The 17,449-nt window shown below is 61.9% G+C and carries 13 protein-coding genes and 1 pseudogene; 9 read left to right on the top strand and 5 right to left on the bottom strand.

What is annotated here, in order from left to right; translation table 11 throughout:
- Positions 1 to 9: 9 nt before the first annotated feature.
- The 3 genes from KVQ74_RS10040 to KVQ74_RS10030 all read left to right on the top strand — a co-directional run bounded on the left by KVQ74_RS10040 (position 10) and on the right by KVQ74_RS10030 (position 6,604).
- Positions 10 to 1,377: a DUF1329 domain-containing protein gene (locus KVQ74_RS10040; RefSeq protein WP_404822667.1), complete on the top strand. Its 1,368-nt coding sequence runs from the start codon at positions 10 to 12 to the stop codon at positions 1,375 to 1,377.
- Positions 1,378 to 1,516: 139 nt separating this feature from the next.
- Positions 1,517 to 4,057: a LuxR C-terminal-related transcriptional regulator gene (locus KVQ74_RS10035; protein ID WP_217830918.1), complete on the top strand. Its 2,541-nt coding sequence runs from the start codon at positions 1,517 to 1,519 to the stop codon at positions 4,055 to 4,057.
- 153 nt (positions 4,058 to 4,210) lie between these two features.
- Positions 4,211 to 6,604 carry a dermonecrotic toxin domain-containing protein gene (locus KVQ74_RS10030; protein ID WP_217830917.1) on the top strand — a complete coding sequence of 798 codons (2,394 nt, stop codon included), beginning with the start codon at positions 4,211 to 4,213 and terminating at the stop codon, positions 6,602 to 6,604.
- Positions 6,605 to 6,607: 3 nt separating this feature from the next.
- Here KVQ74_RS10030 and KVQ74_RS10025 read toward each other — a convergent pair whose 3' ends face one another.
- Complete coding sequence (locus tag KVQ74_RS10025) at positions 6,608 to 7,399, bottom strand: IclR family transcriptional regulator (protein WP_217830916.1); 792 nt, start codon at positions 7,397 to 7,399, stop codon at positions 6,608 to 6,610.
- Positions 7,400 to 7,562: 163 nt separating this feature from the next.
- Here KVQ74_RS10025 and hmgA point away from each other — a divergent pair, with 163 nt between their 5' ends.
- From hmgA to KVQ74_RS10005, 4 genes are all read left to right on the top strand, one after another.
- Positions 7,563 to 8,867, top strand: coding sequence for a homogentisate 1,2-dioxygenase (gene hmgA / locus KVQ74_RS10020; protein WP_217830915.1), 1,305 nt, complete (start codon positions 7,563 to 7,565; stop codon positions 8,865 to 8,867).
- A gap of 3 nt (positions 8,868 to 8,870) precedes the next feature.
- Positions 8,871 to 10,175 carry a fumarylacetoacetase gene (fahA, locus tag KVQ74_RS10015; RefSeq protein ID WP_217830914.1) on the top strand — a complete coding sequence of 435 codons (1,305 nt, stop codon included), beginning with the start codon at positions 8,871 to 8,873 and terminating at the stop codon, positions 10,173 to 10,175.
- A gap of 12 nt (positions 10,176 to 10,187) precedes the next feature.
- The gene (gene maiA, locus KVQ74_RS10010) at positions 10,188 to 10,823 is read left to right on the top strand and encodes a maleylacetoacetate isomerase (protein WP_217830913.1); all 636 of its coding nucleotides are present in this window, start codon (positions 10,188 to 10,190) and stop codon (positions 10,821 to 10,823) included.
- Between the two features lie 91 nt (positions 10,824 to 10,914).
- Complete coding sequence (locus tag KVQ74_RS10005; RefSeq protein ID WP_217830912.1) at positions 10,915 to 12,309, top strand: MFS transporter; 1,395 nt, start codon at positions 10,915 to 10,917, stop codon at positions 12,307 to 12,309.
- On the opposite strand, the gene KVQ74_RS10000 is transcribed toward KVQ74_RS10005, so the two are convergent.
- On the bottom strand, positions 12,233 to 13,036 hold the full coding sequence (locus tag KVQ74_RS10000; protein ID WP_217830911.1) for a SirB1 family protein: 804 nt from the start codon (positions 13,034 to 13,036) through the stop codon (positions 12,233 to 12,235). The genes KVQ74_RS10005 and KVQ74_RS10000 overlap by 77 nt on opposite strands.
- Positions 13,037 to 13,221: 185 nt before the next feature.
- Between KVQ74_RS10000 and KVQ74_RS09995 the strand changes: the two genes are divergently transcribed.
- Positions 13,222 to 14,241 carry a Glu/Leu/Phe/Val dehydrogenase family protein gene (locus tag KVQ74_RS09995; RefSeq protein ID WP_217830910.1) on the top strand — a complete coding sequence of 340 codons (1,020 nt, stop codon included), beginning with the start codon at positions 13,222 to 13,224 and terminating at the stop codon, positions 14,239 to 14,241.
- Between the two features lie 156 nt (positions 14,242 to 14,397).
- Here the strand turns inward: KVQ74_RS09995 and KVQ74_RS09990 are convergent.
- A pseudogene (locus KVQ74_RS09990) lies at positions 14,398 to 14,652 on the bottom strand (YebG family protein); the annotation flags it as partial.
- Positions 14,653 to 14,954: 302 nt separating this feature from the next.
- Between KVQ74_RS09990 and KVQ74_RS09985 the strand changes: the two are divergent.
- On the top strand, positions 14,955 to 15,455 hold the full coding sequence (locus KVQ74_RS09985) for a phosphate-starvation-inducible protein PsiE (protein WP_217830908.1): 501 nt from the start codon (positions 14,955 to 14,957) through the stop codon (positions 15,453 to 15,455).
- Here the strand turns inward: KVQ74_RS09985 and KVQ74_RS09980 are convergent.
- Both KVQ74_RS09980 and KVQ74_RS09975 read right to left on the bottom strand, forming a co-directional pair.
- Positions 15,452 to 15,769 (bottom strand): DUF3509 domain-containing protein, encoded by a 318-nt coding sequence (locus KVQ74_RS09980; protein ID WP_217830907.1) that lies wholly within the window; start codon positions 15,767 to 15,769, stop codon positions 15,452 to 15,454. The genes KVQ74_RS09985 and KVQ74_RS09980 overlap by 4 nt on opposite strands.
- A gap of 230 nt (positions 15,770 to 15,999) precedes the next feature.
- Positions 16,000 to 17,376 carry an L-serine ammonia-lyase gene (locus tag KVQ74_RS09975; protein WP_217830906.1) on the bottom strand — a complete coding sequence of 459 codons (1,377 nt, stop codon included), beginning with the start codon at positions 17,374 to 17,376 and terminating at the stop codon, positions 16,000 to 16,002.
- Between the last annotated feature and the right edge of the window lie 73 nt (positions 17,377 to 17,449).

The raw sequence follows: 17,449 nt of genomic DNA, 5'->3' as shown, positions 1-17,449 counted from the left end.
ATGAAATCAATGCGCAAGATGATTCTGCAATGCGGTGTTCTGGCCCTCAGCCTGCTGGCCGCCAACGTGATGGCGGCGGTGTCGCCGGAGGAAGCCAACAAGCTCGGCACCAGTCTGACGCCGCTGGGCGCCGAGAAGGCCGGCAACGCCGACGGCTCGATCCCGGCCTGGACCGGCGGCATCCCGAAAAACGCCGGGGCGGTGGACAGCAAAGGCTTCCTCGCCGACCCGTTCGCCAATGAAAAACCGTTGTTCACCATCACTGCCGCGAACGTCGACAAGTACAAGGACAAGCTCTCCGACGGCCAGGTGGCGATGTTCAAGCGCTATCCGGAAACCTACAAGATCCCGGTCTACCCGACCCATCGCACCGTGGCCGTGCCGCCGGAAATCTACGAGTCGGCCAAGCGCAGCGCGCTCAACGTCACCAGCATCAACGACGGTAACGGCCTGGCGAATTTCACCGGCAACCGCTACTACGCGTTCCCGATTCCGAAGACCGGCGTGGAAGTGTTGTGGAACCACATCACCCGTTACCACGGCGGCAATCTGCGGCGGATCATCACCCAGGTGACCCCGCAGACCAACGGCAGCTACACGCCGATCCGCTTCGAGGAAGAGATCGCCGTACCGCAGTTGATCAAGGATCTGGACGCGGAAAAAGCCGCCAACGTGCTGACCTTCTTCAAGCAGTCGGTGACGGCGCCCGCGCGTCTGGCCGGTAACGTGTTGCTGGTACACGAAACCCTCGATCAGGTGAAAGAGCCGCGTCTGGCGTGGATCTACAACGCCGGCCAGCGCCGGGTGCGCCGCGCGCCGCAAGTGGCGTATGACGGGCCGGGCACCGCCGCCGACGGCCTGCGTACCTCGGACAACTTCGACATGTTCTCCGGGGCACCGGATCGCTACGACTGGAAACTGGTCGGCAAGAAGGAAATGTACATCCCGTACAACAGCTACAAACTCGACTCGCCGAGTCTCAAGTACGACGACATCGTCAAGGCCGGGCACATCAATCAGGACCTGACTCGTTACGAGTTGCACCGGGTCTGGGAGGTGATCGGGACGGTCAAGCCGAGCGAGCGGCACATCTACGCCAAGCGCCATTTCTACCTCGACGAGGACAGCTGGCAAGTGGCGCTGGCCGACCACTACGACGGTCGCGGGCAGTTGTGGCGGGTGGGCGAAGGTCATGCCCAGTACTACTACGATCACCAGGCCCAGGCCTACACCCTTGAAGCGCTCTACGACATCATCGCCGGTCGCTACATTGCCCTGGGGATGAAGAACGAAGAGAAGCACAGCTTCGAGTTCGGCTTCGAAGCACGGGCTGCCGATTACACCCCGTCGGCACTGCGCGCGGAGGGCGTTCGGTAAGGGTTTCGATACATTCGCAGGACAAAAGGCGACCGCTCGGTCGCCTTTTTTATGGGCGTCAATCAGCGTGCTGAATACTCGTCAACAAGGGCGCGGGAGAGGGCTAGGGTGGGCGCATAACGATAAGAAGGCCACTGCAATGACTGCCAAGACGCCAGGTCTGGATCGATCCGGATGTTTGCCCCGACTGTCCTCCCATCACGTGTTGCGCAGTCGTTTGAGCGAACCGTTGCTGGCATCTCCCGCCCGGGTGAAATTGCTCTGCGCACCTGCCGGCAGCGGCAAGAGCGCGCTGTTGGCCGAGTGCCTGTCCCTGGCCCCCGAGGACATCGCGGTGAGCTGGCTGCCGTTGGCAGGCACGCCATTGAGTGTCGATGAGTTCTGTCGGCGTCTGGCACACGCGGTGGGTGCGGACGGCGTCGATGAGGCGGCGCTGATGGCTGCGCTGGCGACTCGCTCGGTCCCCACCTGGCTGTTTATCGATGACTACTGCCGCACGCCGGATTCGTTTCTCGATGCGCTGCTCGATCGGCTGTTGGCGCTTGGCAATCCGACGCTGACCTGGTGGGTCGGCACGCGCCGCCGTCCGCAATGCAACTGGCCACGGCTGTTGCTCGACGACGAATTGTACGAATGTGAAGCCGCGACCCTGGCGCTCACGGCCGACGAGATTGTCCGGCTGTTGCATCACTTGCCCGCCGAGCAGGCCGGCAGCGTGGCGGGGCGGCTGGTGCGTGGCACCGGTGGCTGGTGCGCCGGAGTGCGCATGGCGTTGCTGCAAAAGTGCGATTGGGCGCAGAAGCATCAGTTGCAGCAGCGCGTCGGCACCTTTCTCGATTATCTGGATCACGAGTTGTTCAGCAGCCTTTCCGCCGAATTGGCCGAAGTCTGGCGAGTGTTGGCGCACATGCCGCGCTTCAATGGCGAACTCTGCGAACATCTGTTCGGCACCGGCGAAGGCGCGCAACTGCTGCTCACGTTGCAGACGTTGGGTTGCTTCATCGAGCCCTGGCAGGATTCGCCGGACTGGTTGCAGGTGTACCCGGCGCTGTCGCGTCTGATGCAGGCCGAGCGCTGGCCGGAGGGCCGCTCCTGGCATCGGCGCGCGTGCCAGTGGTTTTCCGCCCGCGAGGACTGGAAGCCGGCGTTCGAACAGGCGTTGCTCGCCGAAGAGTACGAAGTGGCGGTCAGCCTGTTGCAGCACTTGAGCATCGAGCATCTGTTCGAGGACCAAATGGTCGTGTTGCTGTTGCGCCTGCATGAGCAGCAGGGCGGGGAACTGACCCTCGGCTCGCCGCAACTGGTGGGGCTGATCAGCGCGGCGCTGATGTTCGCCGGGCGTTTCGAGCAGGTGGAGACGTGTATCGGACACCTTTCACGTTTTGTGCCGCAACCGTCGGCGTCTTTGCAGCGTCAGTTGATCGCCCGCTGGCAGGCGCATCAGGGTTGGCTGCTGCATTTGCAGGGCCGTATGGAGCCGGCCCGTGAACATTTTCGCGAGGCCCTGGCCGAGCTGGATGGCGAGGCCTGGGCGGTCCGGTTGCTGTGCCTGTCCGGGCAGACTCAACAAGCGCTGTTGTGCGGCGAACTGGAACAGGCCCACCTCATCAACCGGGAGGCGCTGTGCCTGGCCCGGGCTCGGGATTCGCTGTTGTTCGAGGGATTGCTTGAGCTGGACCACGCGCAATTGCTCGAACAGCGCGGCGCTCCCGCACGGGCCGACGTCGTGCTGGCCGATATGCACGAGTTGCTGTGCCAGCGGCCCCAGCGCCCCGTGCCATTGCTCGGTCGCATTGCCCTGCGCCGGGGACGGCTGGCGCTGGGCATGGGGCAGGCAGCGGCGGCGGCCGGGTTCTTTCAGCGCGGTCTCGACGATTGCCTGCGCAGCCACGACAAACGGGTGCTGTATGGCTATCTCGGGCTGGCGCAACTGGCGGCCGACGGTGGCGACTATGCCCAGGCATTCGTGCGTTTGCGCGAGGCTGAACGCCTGATGCAGCAGCGGCAGATCCCGGATACGGTCTATCGCGCCGTGCTGTTGCAGGTCAGCAGTCAATTGCGCTTGCAGCAGGGCCGCCCGGAGTTGGCGCGGGAAGCCCTGAGCCGGGTGCTCAAGCACTTTCACGGGCCGCTTGCGCGGCAGGCGCCACCGGCCTCGCTGGAGCTGGTTCCGCGTATCGAGTATTTGCTGATCCTCGCTGAAATCCATCTTCAGCAGGCGCACAAGCCTCTGGAGCAACTGCAGGTGCTGCTCGATCAGGCGCGTGCCCGGCAAATGGTCAGCCTCGAAGCCGAACTGCTGCTGGCGAGTGCTGCGGCGGCTTATCTGCTCAATGAACGGGATACGGCCTGGTCGTTGCTCAATCGCGGCAAGACCCTGGCCACTGCCTGTGAATTGCCATGGCTGATCATGCAGTTTGAAAAGAGTTGTCCGCAGATGATGCTCGATGCGGGAAATGAACTGACGGAAAAGAATGATCAGGAAAGTTCGCTGAGTTTCAGAGAGTCACAAGTCCTCGAACTGGTTGCTTCAGGGAATTCCAATCAGCAAATAGCCGAGAAATTATTCATCTCGTTGCATACGGTTAAAACTCATGTCCGGCGGATTCACGCAAAGTTGGGCGTGGAACGCAGGACTCATGCGGTGGCACGGGCAAGAATGCTTGGTTTATGTGGTTGAGGGGGAGTGGCTTTTTAGGGGCTGGTAATAAATAGGCAAGACTCTAAATGCTTTGTGTTGATTGTCGGCTGTCGGCGTTTTTTTACTTTGGATAGTTTTTATAAACACCGGGTGGATGCCTGAATTGTTTAAATAAAATCCAAGGTAATTGAAATGAACATCGCATTGAATCAACGACATCTGCTCGACAGCCGCCCTGTATGGCTTGAACGGCTTGATCAGACGCAGCGAAATACTTACTTCGATCAGCAACGTGCATCCGAAGCCACTGACGCCAGGCTTGAAGAACTGTTGGCGCCTTTTGGTTCGCTGCAAAACTTTGCCCGACAGAGGGGGAAAGAGATTCTGCGATTTAAGTTCGGGCTGGAACTGGATCCGGATGAAATCCTGTGCAACTCGCGGTACTCCTTCATGGTGGGCGGGCGGCAAGTCGTGCAGGAAGAGAGCCGGTCACTGACCGAACAGATGATCGCCGGTGTGCACGACGAAGGGCACAGGGCTGAGTTCTCGTTCAAAGGCCGGGATCTGCCGGCGAGCCTGAATCAGCCATGGTTGGAGGCGACTCTTTCTTTTGACGGCCAGTGGGCCCACAGCGCCGAACTCGGTCGGTTGTTCCTGCGTGCTGAGGTTATCGCCGCGATGAAGAATGCCCTGCGGGAAAAGCTTCTGTTGACGGCATTGGCGGCTCGCCATCAGGGGCACATCAGCAACGACGAACATCTGGCGCGCATCCAGCGTGCCGTGACTGGCGATAGCGCTTTTGTGATCGATGGCATTCGTTTTCTCCACAACACCCGGCCCCTGGCGCAGATGCTGGTGATCGGAGCCCGCAAGGGCGATGGCGAACTCATGTTCCTGTATGCGCCGGGATCCCCCGGTGACCAGACCTGGTACGAATGTCGAAGCCTGCGGCAGGTTGACAGCACCGTCATCGAATGGACCCAGAAGCCGGCTGGGCGCGATTTCATTGCGTCCCGTGCGCATGCGTTGAATCGTGTGCAGATTGTCGGCTATCTCAAAGGGCTTGAGCAGATGCCCACGCTCTGGAGGGGCATCACCCTGGCGACCACTCCGCACATGGGCGATCAGGTGTTGAATGGCATCGTCGAAAATGCCCGCGCCTGGCGCATTTCCGAAGAGGAAAGCTTGCGCCCCTATGGCTTTCGAAACGCGCCGATGCCGCAGCGCCAGAGTTTCGCCAGGATCAATTGCGAGCTCAGGGCGTTGCAGACACTGGCGGCGCGTGAGGGCGGATTCATCTCGTATGAGCGGTTCTGCTTTGACTTGATCAAGCAAAGGGTCGAGCAGGTTTTACGCGAGAAAGGCGAGCAGGTTGCGGTCAATCCTGACCGGATACTGGTTGATGTCAGTCCGGACGCTCATATGACGTTGACCCGGCTGATCGTCACTGAAACCCATTTCTATGCAAACGACGCAGGGTCGGCCTGGAGTTATCCGCGCTTCACATTGGCCCAGGATCATCCCGCAGTGAAAAATCTGGATATCCGCCACATTGCCGGTTGGTCGCGAACCTTGCGTCCGGGTGAGAAATACATCGCCATGCTGCGTGCGAAGTACCTGGATCGCACCCATGCCGAAGGTGTTCTCAAGCGCCTTGTTCACAAACAGGTTGCGCGGCGGCAAATGCAGATCGGCGTTCTGCAAGAGCATTTTCATGGGCGTCTGCAGACCGCGCAGTTCAAGGAGCTCATGCGGATTATCGATGCCAGCGAGAACGTTGATAACCGCTCGGTGTTCACTGTCGCGCTGGATGACCCAGGGTTGTTCCATCTGCAAATCAGGGATCGACTGGTCGTGGGGGTGTTTGTTTTACGCTGTGTGAACGAGGGCAAAGTTGAAAGTTATCTGTTTACCCCGGATGCACCTGACGGGCGCTGGATCCGTCCGTTTTCGGAATTCGTTTCGTCAGTCAAGTCGCTGGGGCTTGGCCAGTATTTTTACCAACGGGTGGCATACAAGGATCAGCGGGTCGTTGGAACCTATATCACCGATCTTGAGCAACTGAGCAACTTCACCGAGATGCCGGTGATACAGCAATATGCGCGAGTTACGGACTTCAGCGGTGACTTCGATGGTTTGATCGCGCGGACCGTCTCCGATGTCGATGAGAAGACTGAAAGTCTCAACGAGATCATGTTCAAACTGGTCTTCAACGCGGTGGAGGCGGCGGCTACGGTGATCAGTGTGGTCGTACCGCCAGTGGGCATTGCGATGAGCGTGGTGCTGCTGACAAAAAGCCTGTGGGAAGCGGCCGAGGCTTATCAGGATGGCGACCGTGCCACGGCGCAGGTTCACTTCCTGTCGGCATTGGTTGAATTGGCCTCGCTGGGCAAGGCCGGTATCAGCAAGCTACGCCCGACGAAGTTGCAGAAGGACGTCATTGGCCTGCTCGGGGATATATACAGCATCGAGAAATTCTTCTCTCAGGCCACAGGGCAGAAGCGTTTGCCGCTGCAGGCCCTGGCGATCATTCAGTCGGTTCTCGATGACCCGGAGTCCTTCACCAGCAAGACGTACCTGAGGTAACGCTCAGGTCAGGTCGGCGGGTTGATAGCCCATCCGCCAGCTCACGGCCCGCGCCGCCGCCAGCAGTCGCTGCGCCGCCGGGCCGTTTTCGTCGGCGTGGAACAGCGAGGTCGGGCCGACGATGGTCAACACGGCGGCGATCTGCCCGACCGCGTTGAACACCGGTGCGGACAAGGCGTCCACCCCCGGCATCAGCAAGCCATGCACATGATGCAGGCCGCGTTCGCGGATCTGTTCACACAGGGTCGCGTAGGCCTTTTCATCTGCCAGCGGATGGCGGTCGACGGCGGTTTCCTGTTCGCGCAATTCATCGGTTTCCCGATGCGGCAGGTAGGCGCTGAACACCAGTCCTGTCGAGGAACTGAGCAGCGGCAACACCGAGCCCAATTGCGTGACCACCGTCACCGCGCGCACCGCCGGTTCGATATGCACCACGGTGGCGCCCTGATTGCCCCACACCGCGAGGAAGCAGGTTTCGTTGAGTTCGTCGCGCAACTCGGCCAGCGGCAGGGCGGCGACTTTCAGCACGTCCATACTGTTCAGAGCGGCGAGGCCGACCCGCAACGCCTCACGGCCGAGACCGTAATGGTTGGTGGCGGCGTTCTGCTCGGCGAACCCCGAGGCGATCAGCGCTTGCAGGTAACGGTGCACCTTGCTCGCCGGCATCTGCACATGTTCGGCCAGGCGCGACAGCGAGGTGGCGGGTGACAACTCGGCGAGGGCCTTGAGGATGTCGGTGCCGACTTCGGCGGAGCGGACTTTCTGTTTGCCGTTGCTGTCGCTGGTTTTTTCCATGGTGAGGCGGTATCCCGGAACGAATGGGCGTCTTTATAGCTTGACGCTGAATAGCGAGCAAATTACGTTATGCGTAATTGAATTACGATAAAAATAACCCCGGCGTGCCAAGACCTCTGTCCCAGAGCGTTCGGCCATGCCGACTCCCTGTTCAGGAGGCTCCATGAACCTCGATTCAAACGCGTCGGATCTGGTTTATCAGTCCGGTTTCGGCAACGAATTCAGCAGCGAAGCGTTGCCCGGCGCGCTGCCCGTCGGCCAGAACTCCCCGCAAAAAGCCCCCTACGGCCTGTACACCGAACTGTTCTCCGGCACCGCGTTCACCATGACCCGCAGCGAAGCGCGGCGCACCTGGATGTACCGGATCCAGCCATCGGCCAACCACCCGGCCTTCGTCAAACTGGAACGGCAACTGGCCGGCGGCCCGTTGGGTGACGTGACGCCCAATCGCCTGCGCTGGAATCCACTGGACATCCCCGGCGAGCCCACCGACTTCATTGACGGCCTGGTGAGCATGGCCGCCAACTCCGCTGCAGAAAAACCGGCCGGCATCAGCATCTATACCTACCTTGCCAACCGTTCGATGGAGCGGGTGTTCTTCAACGCCGACGGCGAAATGCTGCTGGTGCCACAACTGGGGCGCCTGCGCATCGCCACCGAACTGGGTGTGCTGGATGTCGAGCCGCTGGAAATCGCCGTGCTGCCGCGCGGTCTGAAATTCCGCGTCGAACTGCTCGACTCGCAGGCGCGCGGTTATATCGCCGAGAACCACGGCGCACCGCTGCGTCTGCCGGATCTGGGGCCGATCGGCAGCAACGGCCTGGCCAATCCACGGGATTTCCTGACCCCGGTCGCCGCTTACGAAAACCTGCAGCAACCGACCACCCTGGTGCAGAAATTCCTCGGCCAGTTGTGGGGCACCGAGCTCAATCATTCGCCGCTGAATGTGGTCGCCTGGCACGGCAACAACGTGCCGTACAAATATGACCTGCGCCGTTTCAACACTATCGGCACTGTCAGTTTCGATCACCCGGACCCGTCGATCTTCACCGTGCTGACCTCGCCGACCAGCGTCCACGGCCTGGCCAACCTCGACTTCGTGATCTTCCCGCCGCGCTGGATGGTGGCCGAGAACACCTTCCGTCCGCCATGGTTCCACCGCAACCTGATGAACGAATTCATGGGCCTGATCCAGGGCGAGTACGACGCCAAGGCCGAAGGCTTCCTGCCCGGCGGCGCGTCCCTGCACAGCTGCATGAGCGCCCACGGCCCGGACGGCGAGACCTGCACAAAGGCGATCAATGCCGATCTGAAACCGGCCAAGATCGACAACACCATGGCCTTCATGTTCGAGACCAGCCAGGTGTTGCGTCCGAGCCGCTTCGCCCTCGACTGCCCACAACTGCAATCCACTTACGACGCCTGCTGGGCCACGCTGCCCGCCACGTTCGACCCGACCCGGAGATAACCCATGACTCAGACTTCCATCACCCGCAGCTGGGTTGCTTCGGCCAACGGCCATGCGGACTTCCCGTTGCAGAACCTGCCGCTGGGCGTGTTCAGCGTCGGCGGCTCGGCACCGCGCAGCGGCGTGGCCATTGGCGAACACATCTTCGATCTGCAAGCGGCGCTGGAGGCCGGACTGTTCGACGGCACCGCGTGCGCGGCGGTCGAGGCCACCCGTGGCGGTCAACTGAACGCATTCTTCGAACTCGGCCGCGAGGCCCGTGTCGCCCTGCGCGAGCGCCTGCTGGAACTGTTCAGCGAAGGTTCGAGCCTGCGCGGCAAGATCGAAGCCCAGGGCGCGAAACTGCTGCCGCTGGCCGCCGATTGCCAGCTGCATCTGCCGGCGCGGATCAGTGACTACACCGACTTCTACGTCGGCATCGAGCACGCGCAGAACGTCGGCAAACTGTTCCGTCCGGACAACCCGTTGCTGCCCAACTACAAGCATGTGCCGATCGGTTACCACGGTCGCGCGTCCACCGTGCGTGCTTCCGGCGCCGATGTGCGTCGTCCGAAAGGCCAGACCCTGCCGGCCGGGGCGAGCGAGCCGACCTTCGGCCCGTGCGCGCGTCTGGACTATGAACTGGAACTGGGGATCTGGATCGGTCAGGGCAACGAGATGGGCGAGTCGATCGCCATTGGCGACGCCGCCGAACACATCGCCGGTTTCTGCCTGCTCAACGACTGGTCGGCCCGTGATATCCAGGCCTGGGAATACCAGCCGCTGGGGCCGTTTCTGTCCAAGAGCTTCATCACCAGTGTGTCGCCGTGGGTGGTGACCGCCGAGGCGCTGGAGCCGTTCCGCGCGGCGCAACCGGCCCGCCCGGAAGGCGATCCGCAGCCGCTGCCGTACCTGTTCGACAAACGCGATCAGGCCGGCGGTGCCTTCGACATCGAACTGGAAGTGCTGCTGCTCACCGAAGCCATGCGCGAGCAGAACCTGCCGGCCCATCGCCTGACCCTGAGCAACACCCGCTACATGTACTGGACCGTTGCGCAAATGGTCGCGCACCACAGCGTCAACGGTTGCCAGTTGCAGGCCGGTGACCTGTTCGGTTCGGGCACCTTGTCCGGCCCGGAAAACGGTCAGTTCGGCAGCCTGCTGGAAATCACCGAGGGCGGCAAAAAGCCGATCGAACTGGCCTCCGGCGAAGTGCGCAAGTTCCTTGAGGACGGTGACGAAATCATCCTGCGCGCCCGCTGCGCCCGCGACGGTTTTGCCTCGATCGGCTTCGGCGAATGCCGTGGCAAAGTGCTGGCGGCGCGCTGACAGGAGCGGCTCATGGATCTCTACACCTATTACCGTTCCACCTCGTCCTATCGGGTGCGCATCGCCCTGGCGCTCAAGGGCCTCGATTATCAGGCGTTGCCGGTCAACCTGATCGCGCCGCCGGGTGGCGAGCATCGGCAACCGGCGTACCTGGCGCTCAACCCGCAGGGCCGGGTGCCGGCGTTGCGCACGGATGACGGCGCGTTGCTGATTCAGTCGCCGGCGATCATCGAGTACCTGGAGGAACGTTATCCACAGCTGCCGTTGCTGCCTGACGACCTCGTTGCCCGTGCGCGGGTTCGTGGTGTGGCGGCGGTGATCGGCTGCGATGTGCATCCGTTGCACAACGTCAGCGTGCTCAATCGACTGCGTCAGTCGGGCCACGATGAGCCACAAGTGACGGAGTGGATCGGCCACTGGATCAGCCAGGGGCTGGCGACGGTGGAGCAGCTGATCGGCGACAGCGGCTTCTGTTTCGGCGAAGCGCCGGGCGTGGCGGACGTGTACCTGATTCCTCAGTTGTACGCGGCCGAACGGTTCAATGTCTCGCTGCAGGCTTACCCACGGATTCGCCGGGTCGCTGCGCTGGCGGCCGGGTATCCGGCGTTCATCAAGGCTCACCCGGCGAATCAGCCGGATACCCCGTAACACCGGTGGGAGCGGGCTTCGCGAGCAAGCCCGCTCCCCCAAACGCTTCATGCAGCACCTCAAAACATAAAAACAAAACAGGTAACTTGCGATGCACAACCAGATTGCCAGCTTTCGGGCGGCACTCGACGCCCGTCCTGTGTCCCGTTATCAGTGGTTGCTCTTGATCCTGCTCGCCTTGCTGCTGGTCACCGACGGCTACGATGCCCAGGTGCTCGGTTATGTGGTGCCGGCGCTGGCCCAGGACTGGGGTCTGGAAAAAGCCGCGTTCGGCCCGGTGTTCAGCGCCAACCTGCTGGGCCTGACCTTGGGTTCCCTCGCGGTGACGCCGTTGGCCGACCGCTTCGGTGTCAGACGGATTCTGCTCGCCTGTGTGCTGATCTACGCCAGCCTCACCGTGCTGATGGTCTTCGCCGATTCCCTGAATACTCTGATGATCGCGCGTTTCATCTGCGGCATCGGCATGGGTGGCGCGATGCCCAGCGCCATGGCGCTGATGTCCGAATATTCGCCGCCGCGCCTGCGGACGCTGATGGTGACGCTGGCCGCGTGCGGGTTCTCGTTCGGTGGGGCGGCGGGTGGGTTTGTCGCGGCGGGATTCATCGACCGTTTCGGCTGGCAAGCGGTGTTCCTCGCCGGAGGCGTCACGCCGTTGCTGCTGTTCCCGTTCCTCTGGTGGCTGCTGCCCGAATCCCTGCCGCGCCTGCTGCGTGATGCGCCGCCTTATGCGCGTTTGCGCAAGGTCACCGCGCGCATGCTGCCGGACTGGCAACCACCCGCCGCGACGGTCGAGCAGAATCAGCGCGAGCAGGGCAGCAAGCTGACGGTCGTCGAACTGTTCCGCAACGGTTATGCGAAGCCGACCCTGCTGATCTGGGCGACGTTTTTTGTCAGCCTGATCCTGCTGTATTTCATGATCAGTTGGCTGCCATCGCTGTTGCTCGAAAGTGGCCTGAAGCTCAATGAAGCGAATCTGGTGACCTCGATGTTCCTGTTCGCCGGCACCCTGGGCGCGATCTGCATGGCCTGGTTCGCCGACCGGCTCAAGCGCAAGGTGCGCCTGTTGTCTGGTGTGCTGGCTGGCGCCGCCTTGTGCACCATCCTGCTCGGTCTGAACCACGACAACCCGCGTTACCTGGTGGCCTGCGTGATCGCGACCGGGTTCTGCATCATCGGCGGGCAACTGACGCTCAATGCGTTCGCGAGCAATTTCTATCCGGCCCACGTGCGCGCCACCGGCACCGGCTGGGCGCTGGGCGTGGGGCGGTTCGGCTCGATTCTCGGGCCGCTGTTCGGCAGCCTGCTGCTGGCGATGCACATTCCGGTGCAGCAGATTTTCTTCTTCTGCGCGATTCCAGCGGTGATCGCGGCGCTGCTGATTATCCAGGTGCGCTCACCGTTGGAGGCTGTCAGTGAACCACTGAATTTGGGGGGAGGTGACCCAGCCGTTCGGTCAGGCGCAGCCGCTGGATCGGATCGTCGCTGAGCAGCAACGCGTGTTCGAGATCGAAGCGTTCGGCGTTCGGGCAGTCGAGGCGTTGGTACAGGCTGGCGCGGGCGAGGTAGTCGGCGGCGTTTGCGTCACCGAGTTCGAGCACGCGTTCGGCGTCGATCAGCGCGGCGATGAAGTCGTCGTGGGTCAGGTGCAATTGGCGCAGGTTGCGTGACAGGCGCTGGAGCATCTGCACCGGCGTGGCGGTCAGCAGGTGATCGGCGTTGAGCTTCATCTGCGGGCCGTACTGGCGTTGCAGCAGTTCGCGCCAGTCGTTGGGGTACAGACGCCGCCCGCCACAGGGATCGAGCAAATGATCGGCGCCGGGCACGCGCAACAGGAAATGCCCCGGGAAGTTGACGCCAACCAATGGAATCTCAAGGCCCCGGGCCAGTTCCAGGGTAATCAGCGCCAGTGCCAGCGGTTGGCCGCGCCGGGTCTGCAACACCTTGGGCAGCAGCGCGGCTTGCGGGCGCAGCGGGGTGAAGTCGTCCTTGGCAAAACCCAGATCGTTCAGCCGCCGCAATAACGGTTGCGCCAGCTCGCTGACCGGCAGCATCGGCAAGCCGTAGCTGACCTTCAATTGCAGTTCCTTGAAGTCCTGCAACACCGCCTCGGGATCGACGTCTTTGTCGTGCTCGGCCGCCATCCACAGCGCGGCTTCGAACAGCGCGGGCGGCGAGCGGTGCAGGCAGTCGAAAAAGCGTTGGCGCGGGGTCATCGAAATCTCCGGGGGATGCCTCGTTTTTAGCCCCGTCTTCGGCTTTCGTCCAGTGCCGCGCCGCTCTGCAATCAGGTTATTCCGCAAAGCGCGGTAGAGGGCGCGGGTTATTCCGGTGCGTTTCTGCAATTTTCAGGCGCAAGCCTATACTGGCGACTTACCGGAAGTGATTCGGGAGCCTTACGATGTTTGCTCTCATGCAAAGCACTCGCCTGGAATCGCTGCACCTCAGCGTCGATCCGGTTAGCGGATTGAAGGCGGTCGTTGCCATTCATAACAGTCGCCTGGGACCAGCCCTGGGGGGGTGTCGTTATCTTGCCTACCCGAACGACGAATCCGCTGTCGAGGACGCCATACGTCTGGCCCAAGGCATGAGCTACAAGGCCGCGCTGGCCGGTCTGGAACAAGGCGGCGGCGTTGCGGTGATCGTCCGTCCGGCCCATGTGGAAAACCGCGCCGCGCTGTTCGAGGCCTTCGGGCGCTGCATCGAACAGCTCGACGGCCGCTACATCACCGCCATCGACAGCGGCACCTCGGTGGCGGACATGGATTGCATCGCCCAGCAGACCCGGCATGTCACCAGCACCACTTCGGCCGGCGATCCGGCGCCGCATGCGGCGATGGGGGTGTTCACCGGTATTCGTGCCACCGCCATGGCGCGTCTGGGCAGCGATAACCTCGAAGGCTTGCGGGTGGCGATCCAGGGCTTGGGCAACGTCGGATATGCGCTGGCTGAACAACTGCACGCCGCCGGAGCCGAATTGCTGGTCAGCGATATCGACCACGGCAAGGTGCAACTGGCGATGGAACAGCTCAATGCCCATCCGATCGCCAACGATGCGTTGCTGAGCACGCCTTGCGACATTCTCGCGCCGTGTGGCCTGGGTGGCGTGCTCAACAGCCATACCGTGACGCAACTGCGCTGCTCGGCGGTGGCGGGTTCGGCGAACAATCAACTGACCCACCTCGACGTCGCCGATCAACTGGAGCGGCGCGGCATCCTCTACGCGCCGGACTATGTGATCAATGCCGGTGGCTTGATCTATGTGTCGCTCAAGCACCGGGGCGAGGAACTGGCGACGATCACCGCGCATCTGTCGAAGATCAGCTCGCGGCTGACCGAGGTCTTCGCCCACGCCCAGGCGGAAAAACGTTCACCGGCACGGGTGGCGGACGAGTTGGCGGAGAAAGTCCTGTACCGATAGGCCCATTCGCCAGGCATGAAAAAGGCCCTGAGTCATTGACTCAGGGCCTGTTCAATTGGGCATCGATTATTTCGCGGCTTTCGCCTTGGCCGGTTTGGCCGGGGCTTCTGCCGGTTCCGCCACTTCGGCGACTTCGGCCTTGGCGACACTCGGCTCGGCCGGTGCGTTGATCAGCTCCGACAGGGCATCGGGCTGGCTCTTGAACGCCTTGGCGAACACATCGCGATTCTTCGCCATGTAGATCCCGACTTCTTCCACTTGCTGCTCGTTCAGCGATGGAACGGCTTTTTGCAACACATCGGCCAGCAATTCGGCCAGTTCGAGCATTTTGTCATGACGGTCAGCTTCGGCTTTATCCATGAACAAGCGCTCCAGATCTCGGCTGCTGCGGTATACCACTTCGACGGCCATTCACCACCTCACATGCCTTCACGTTAAGTTGTCTTGACGACTACTGTATCCATATACAGCGAAAAGGATAAGCGAATCCCTGCGCCATGGGTAGTGGCTTTTTAATGTAGACCGGATTCGGGGTTTGTCAGGTCGAGCGCGTCGCGCTGGCGCCCGGGTGCGGCTAAACGCCACGGCGCGTGTTCTGCGGCGGCTCGCCATGATGGCGTGGCCCTGATTCTGCATGCGGGCACACCGTTCTACAGAAAAACCGTCACGTCCAACACGCATCATCCGCTCGAACCGGGCTAAGGAACCTCATCGTGAAAATCAACTGGGCCGAGAAACTGCGGCAAAACGTGCATCAACTGGCCGAGTCCCTGGGCAACCTGTTCGTCGAGACCTTCCACTACCTGGCGCTGTTCGCCATTGGTGCGGTGACCGCCTGGGCGGCGGTGATGGAATTTCTCGGGATGCTCGAAGAGGGCCATATCAAGATCGATGACATTCTGCTGCTGTTCATCTATCTCGAACTGGGGGCGATGGTCGGGATTTACTTCAAGACCAACCACATGCCGGTGCGTTTCCTGATCTACGTAGCGATCACCGCACTGACCCGTCTGCTGATCTCCAACGTGTCGCACCACAATCCGCCGGACATGGGCATCATCTACCTGTGCGGCGGGATTCTGTTGCTGGCGTTCTCGATCCTGGTGGTGCGTTACGCCTCGTCGCAATTCCCCTCGGTGAAGATCGAAAACCCGCACCGCAAGACCGGCGCGGGTTCCGGTGAACATCCCGAGGTGGAGAAGGGCGAGCTTTAAAGCGCGATCGAGTGGCGCGGCAGGCCGACGATCCGGGGCGGTGGCGGGTTTTGCCCGTCGCCGCTGGTCATGGCTTCGAGGATGGCCACGGCACTGTGGCCCTGCTCGATGGCAATGCCGAACTGGATGCTTTGCACCAGTCGTTTCAGACGTTTGGGATCATTGCGCTGTTCAGCGCTGATCATGCGTTTGGCCACGATCCGGCCGCTTCTGGAGAGGGTCAGCATGATGCTGCCGTCCAGGCCCTGAATGCTCAGGTTGATCTGATAGTCCGGCGCGAAGGCATCGGTAATGAGCTGAAAAGGATTGTCCATGATGCGTCACCGCCTGATTGAACGTGCAGTTGTTGACCGGCCGTGATCGGGTTGGTTCGCCAGACCTGACCATCGGCTTTTCCCTGGCCGCTGCATCGGACGTAGCAAGGCGCATGCCGGGAAAATTGTCGAACAATGGATCCGGCAAAAACAAAGGCAAGCCATGGCTCGCCTTGTTCATTTGTGGCCTGTTTCAGGGCGGCTGATCGTTGACGGTGCAGTCAGGCCGGTCAGCATTCCACCCAGCTCACGGCGAGGCCGCCCCGTGACGTTTCCTTGTATTTGTCGTGCATGTCGGCGCCGGTGTCGCGCATGGTGCGGATCACCCGGTCGAGGGAAATGAAGTGCTTGCCGTCGCCGCGCAGGGCCATTTGCGTGGCGTTGATCGCTTTCACGGCGGCGATGGCATTGCGCTCGATGCACGGCACTTGCACCAGGCCGCCGACCGGGTCGCAGGTCAGGCCGAGGTTGTGTTCCAGGCCGATTTCGGCGGCGTTCTCCAGTTGCTCAGGGGTGGCGCCGAGCACTTCCGCCAGACCGGCGGCGGCCATGGCGCAGGCCGAGCCGACTTCGCCCTGGCAGCCGACTTCGGCGCCGGAGATCGAGGCGTTTTTCTTGCACAGGATGCCGACGGCGGCGGCGCCCATGAAGAACGCGACGACGTCATCGTCCGACGCCTGCGGGTTGAACTTCATGTAGTAGTGCAGCACCGCCGGAATGATCCCGGCCGCACCGTTGGTCGGCGCGGTGACCATGCGCCCGCCGGCGGCGTTTTCTTCGTTGACGGCGAGGGCGTACAGGTTGACCCACTCCATCGCTGACAGGGTTGAGCTGATGACGTTCGGCTTGCCGATTTCCAACAGGCTGCGGTGCAGTTTCGCCGCACGACGCGGCACATTCAGGCCGCCGGGCAGGACACCTTCGTGACGCAGGCCGTGCTCGACGCACTCGCGCATCACTGACCAGATATGCAGCAAGCCTTTACGGATCTCGTCGTCGCTGCGCCAGGCCCGCTCGTTGGCCATCATCAATTCGGACACGCGCAGGTTGTGCCGCTCGCACAGGGCCAGCAGCTCGGCAGCGCTGGAAAAATCGTAGGGCAGGGTGACATCGCCCGTCGCCGCTACGCCGGACTCGACTTCCGCCGCTTCGACGATGAAACCGCCACCGATCGAGTAGTAGGTCTGCTCGAACAACAGGCCGCTGGCGCCAAAGGCTGTCAGCGACATGGCATTGGGGTGGTAGGGCAGGTTCTCGTCGAGCAGCAGGACATCGTGCGGCCAACTGAAGGCAATCGTACGTTGCCCGGCAAGGGACAGTTCACCGCTCTCGCGCAGCTGCTTGATACGCGGATCGATGGTGGTCGGGTCGATGCTGTCCGGCCACTCGCCCATCAGGCCCATGACGCAGGCGCGGTCGGTGGCGTGGCCGACACCGGTGGCCGAGAGTGAGCCGTATAAACGGATTTCCACACGCTGCACGTCGAGCAAAAGATGCTGCTCGATCAGCGCCTGAGCGAAGGTCGCGGCGGCGCGCATCGGGCCGACGGTGTGGGAACTGGACGGGCCGATGCCAACCTTGAATAGATCAAAAACACTGATAGCCATGCTAAAGCCTTACAAGCAATGGAGTAGGAATCGCCGCCATTTTTTGTCGGACAAGCGCAATGTCGGCGATACT

The sequence above is a fragment of the Pseudomonas botevensis genome, from assembly GCF_019145475.1.
Lineage (GTDB): Bacteria > Pseudomonadota > Gammaproteobacteria > Pseudomonadales > Pseudomonadaceae > Aquipseudomonas > Aquipseudomonas botevensis.
Note: the sequence above shows the minus strand (reverse complement) of the source record. Positions and strands in the feature narration are given on the sequence as shown.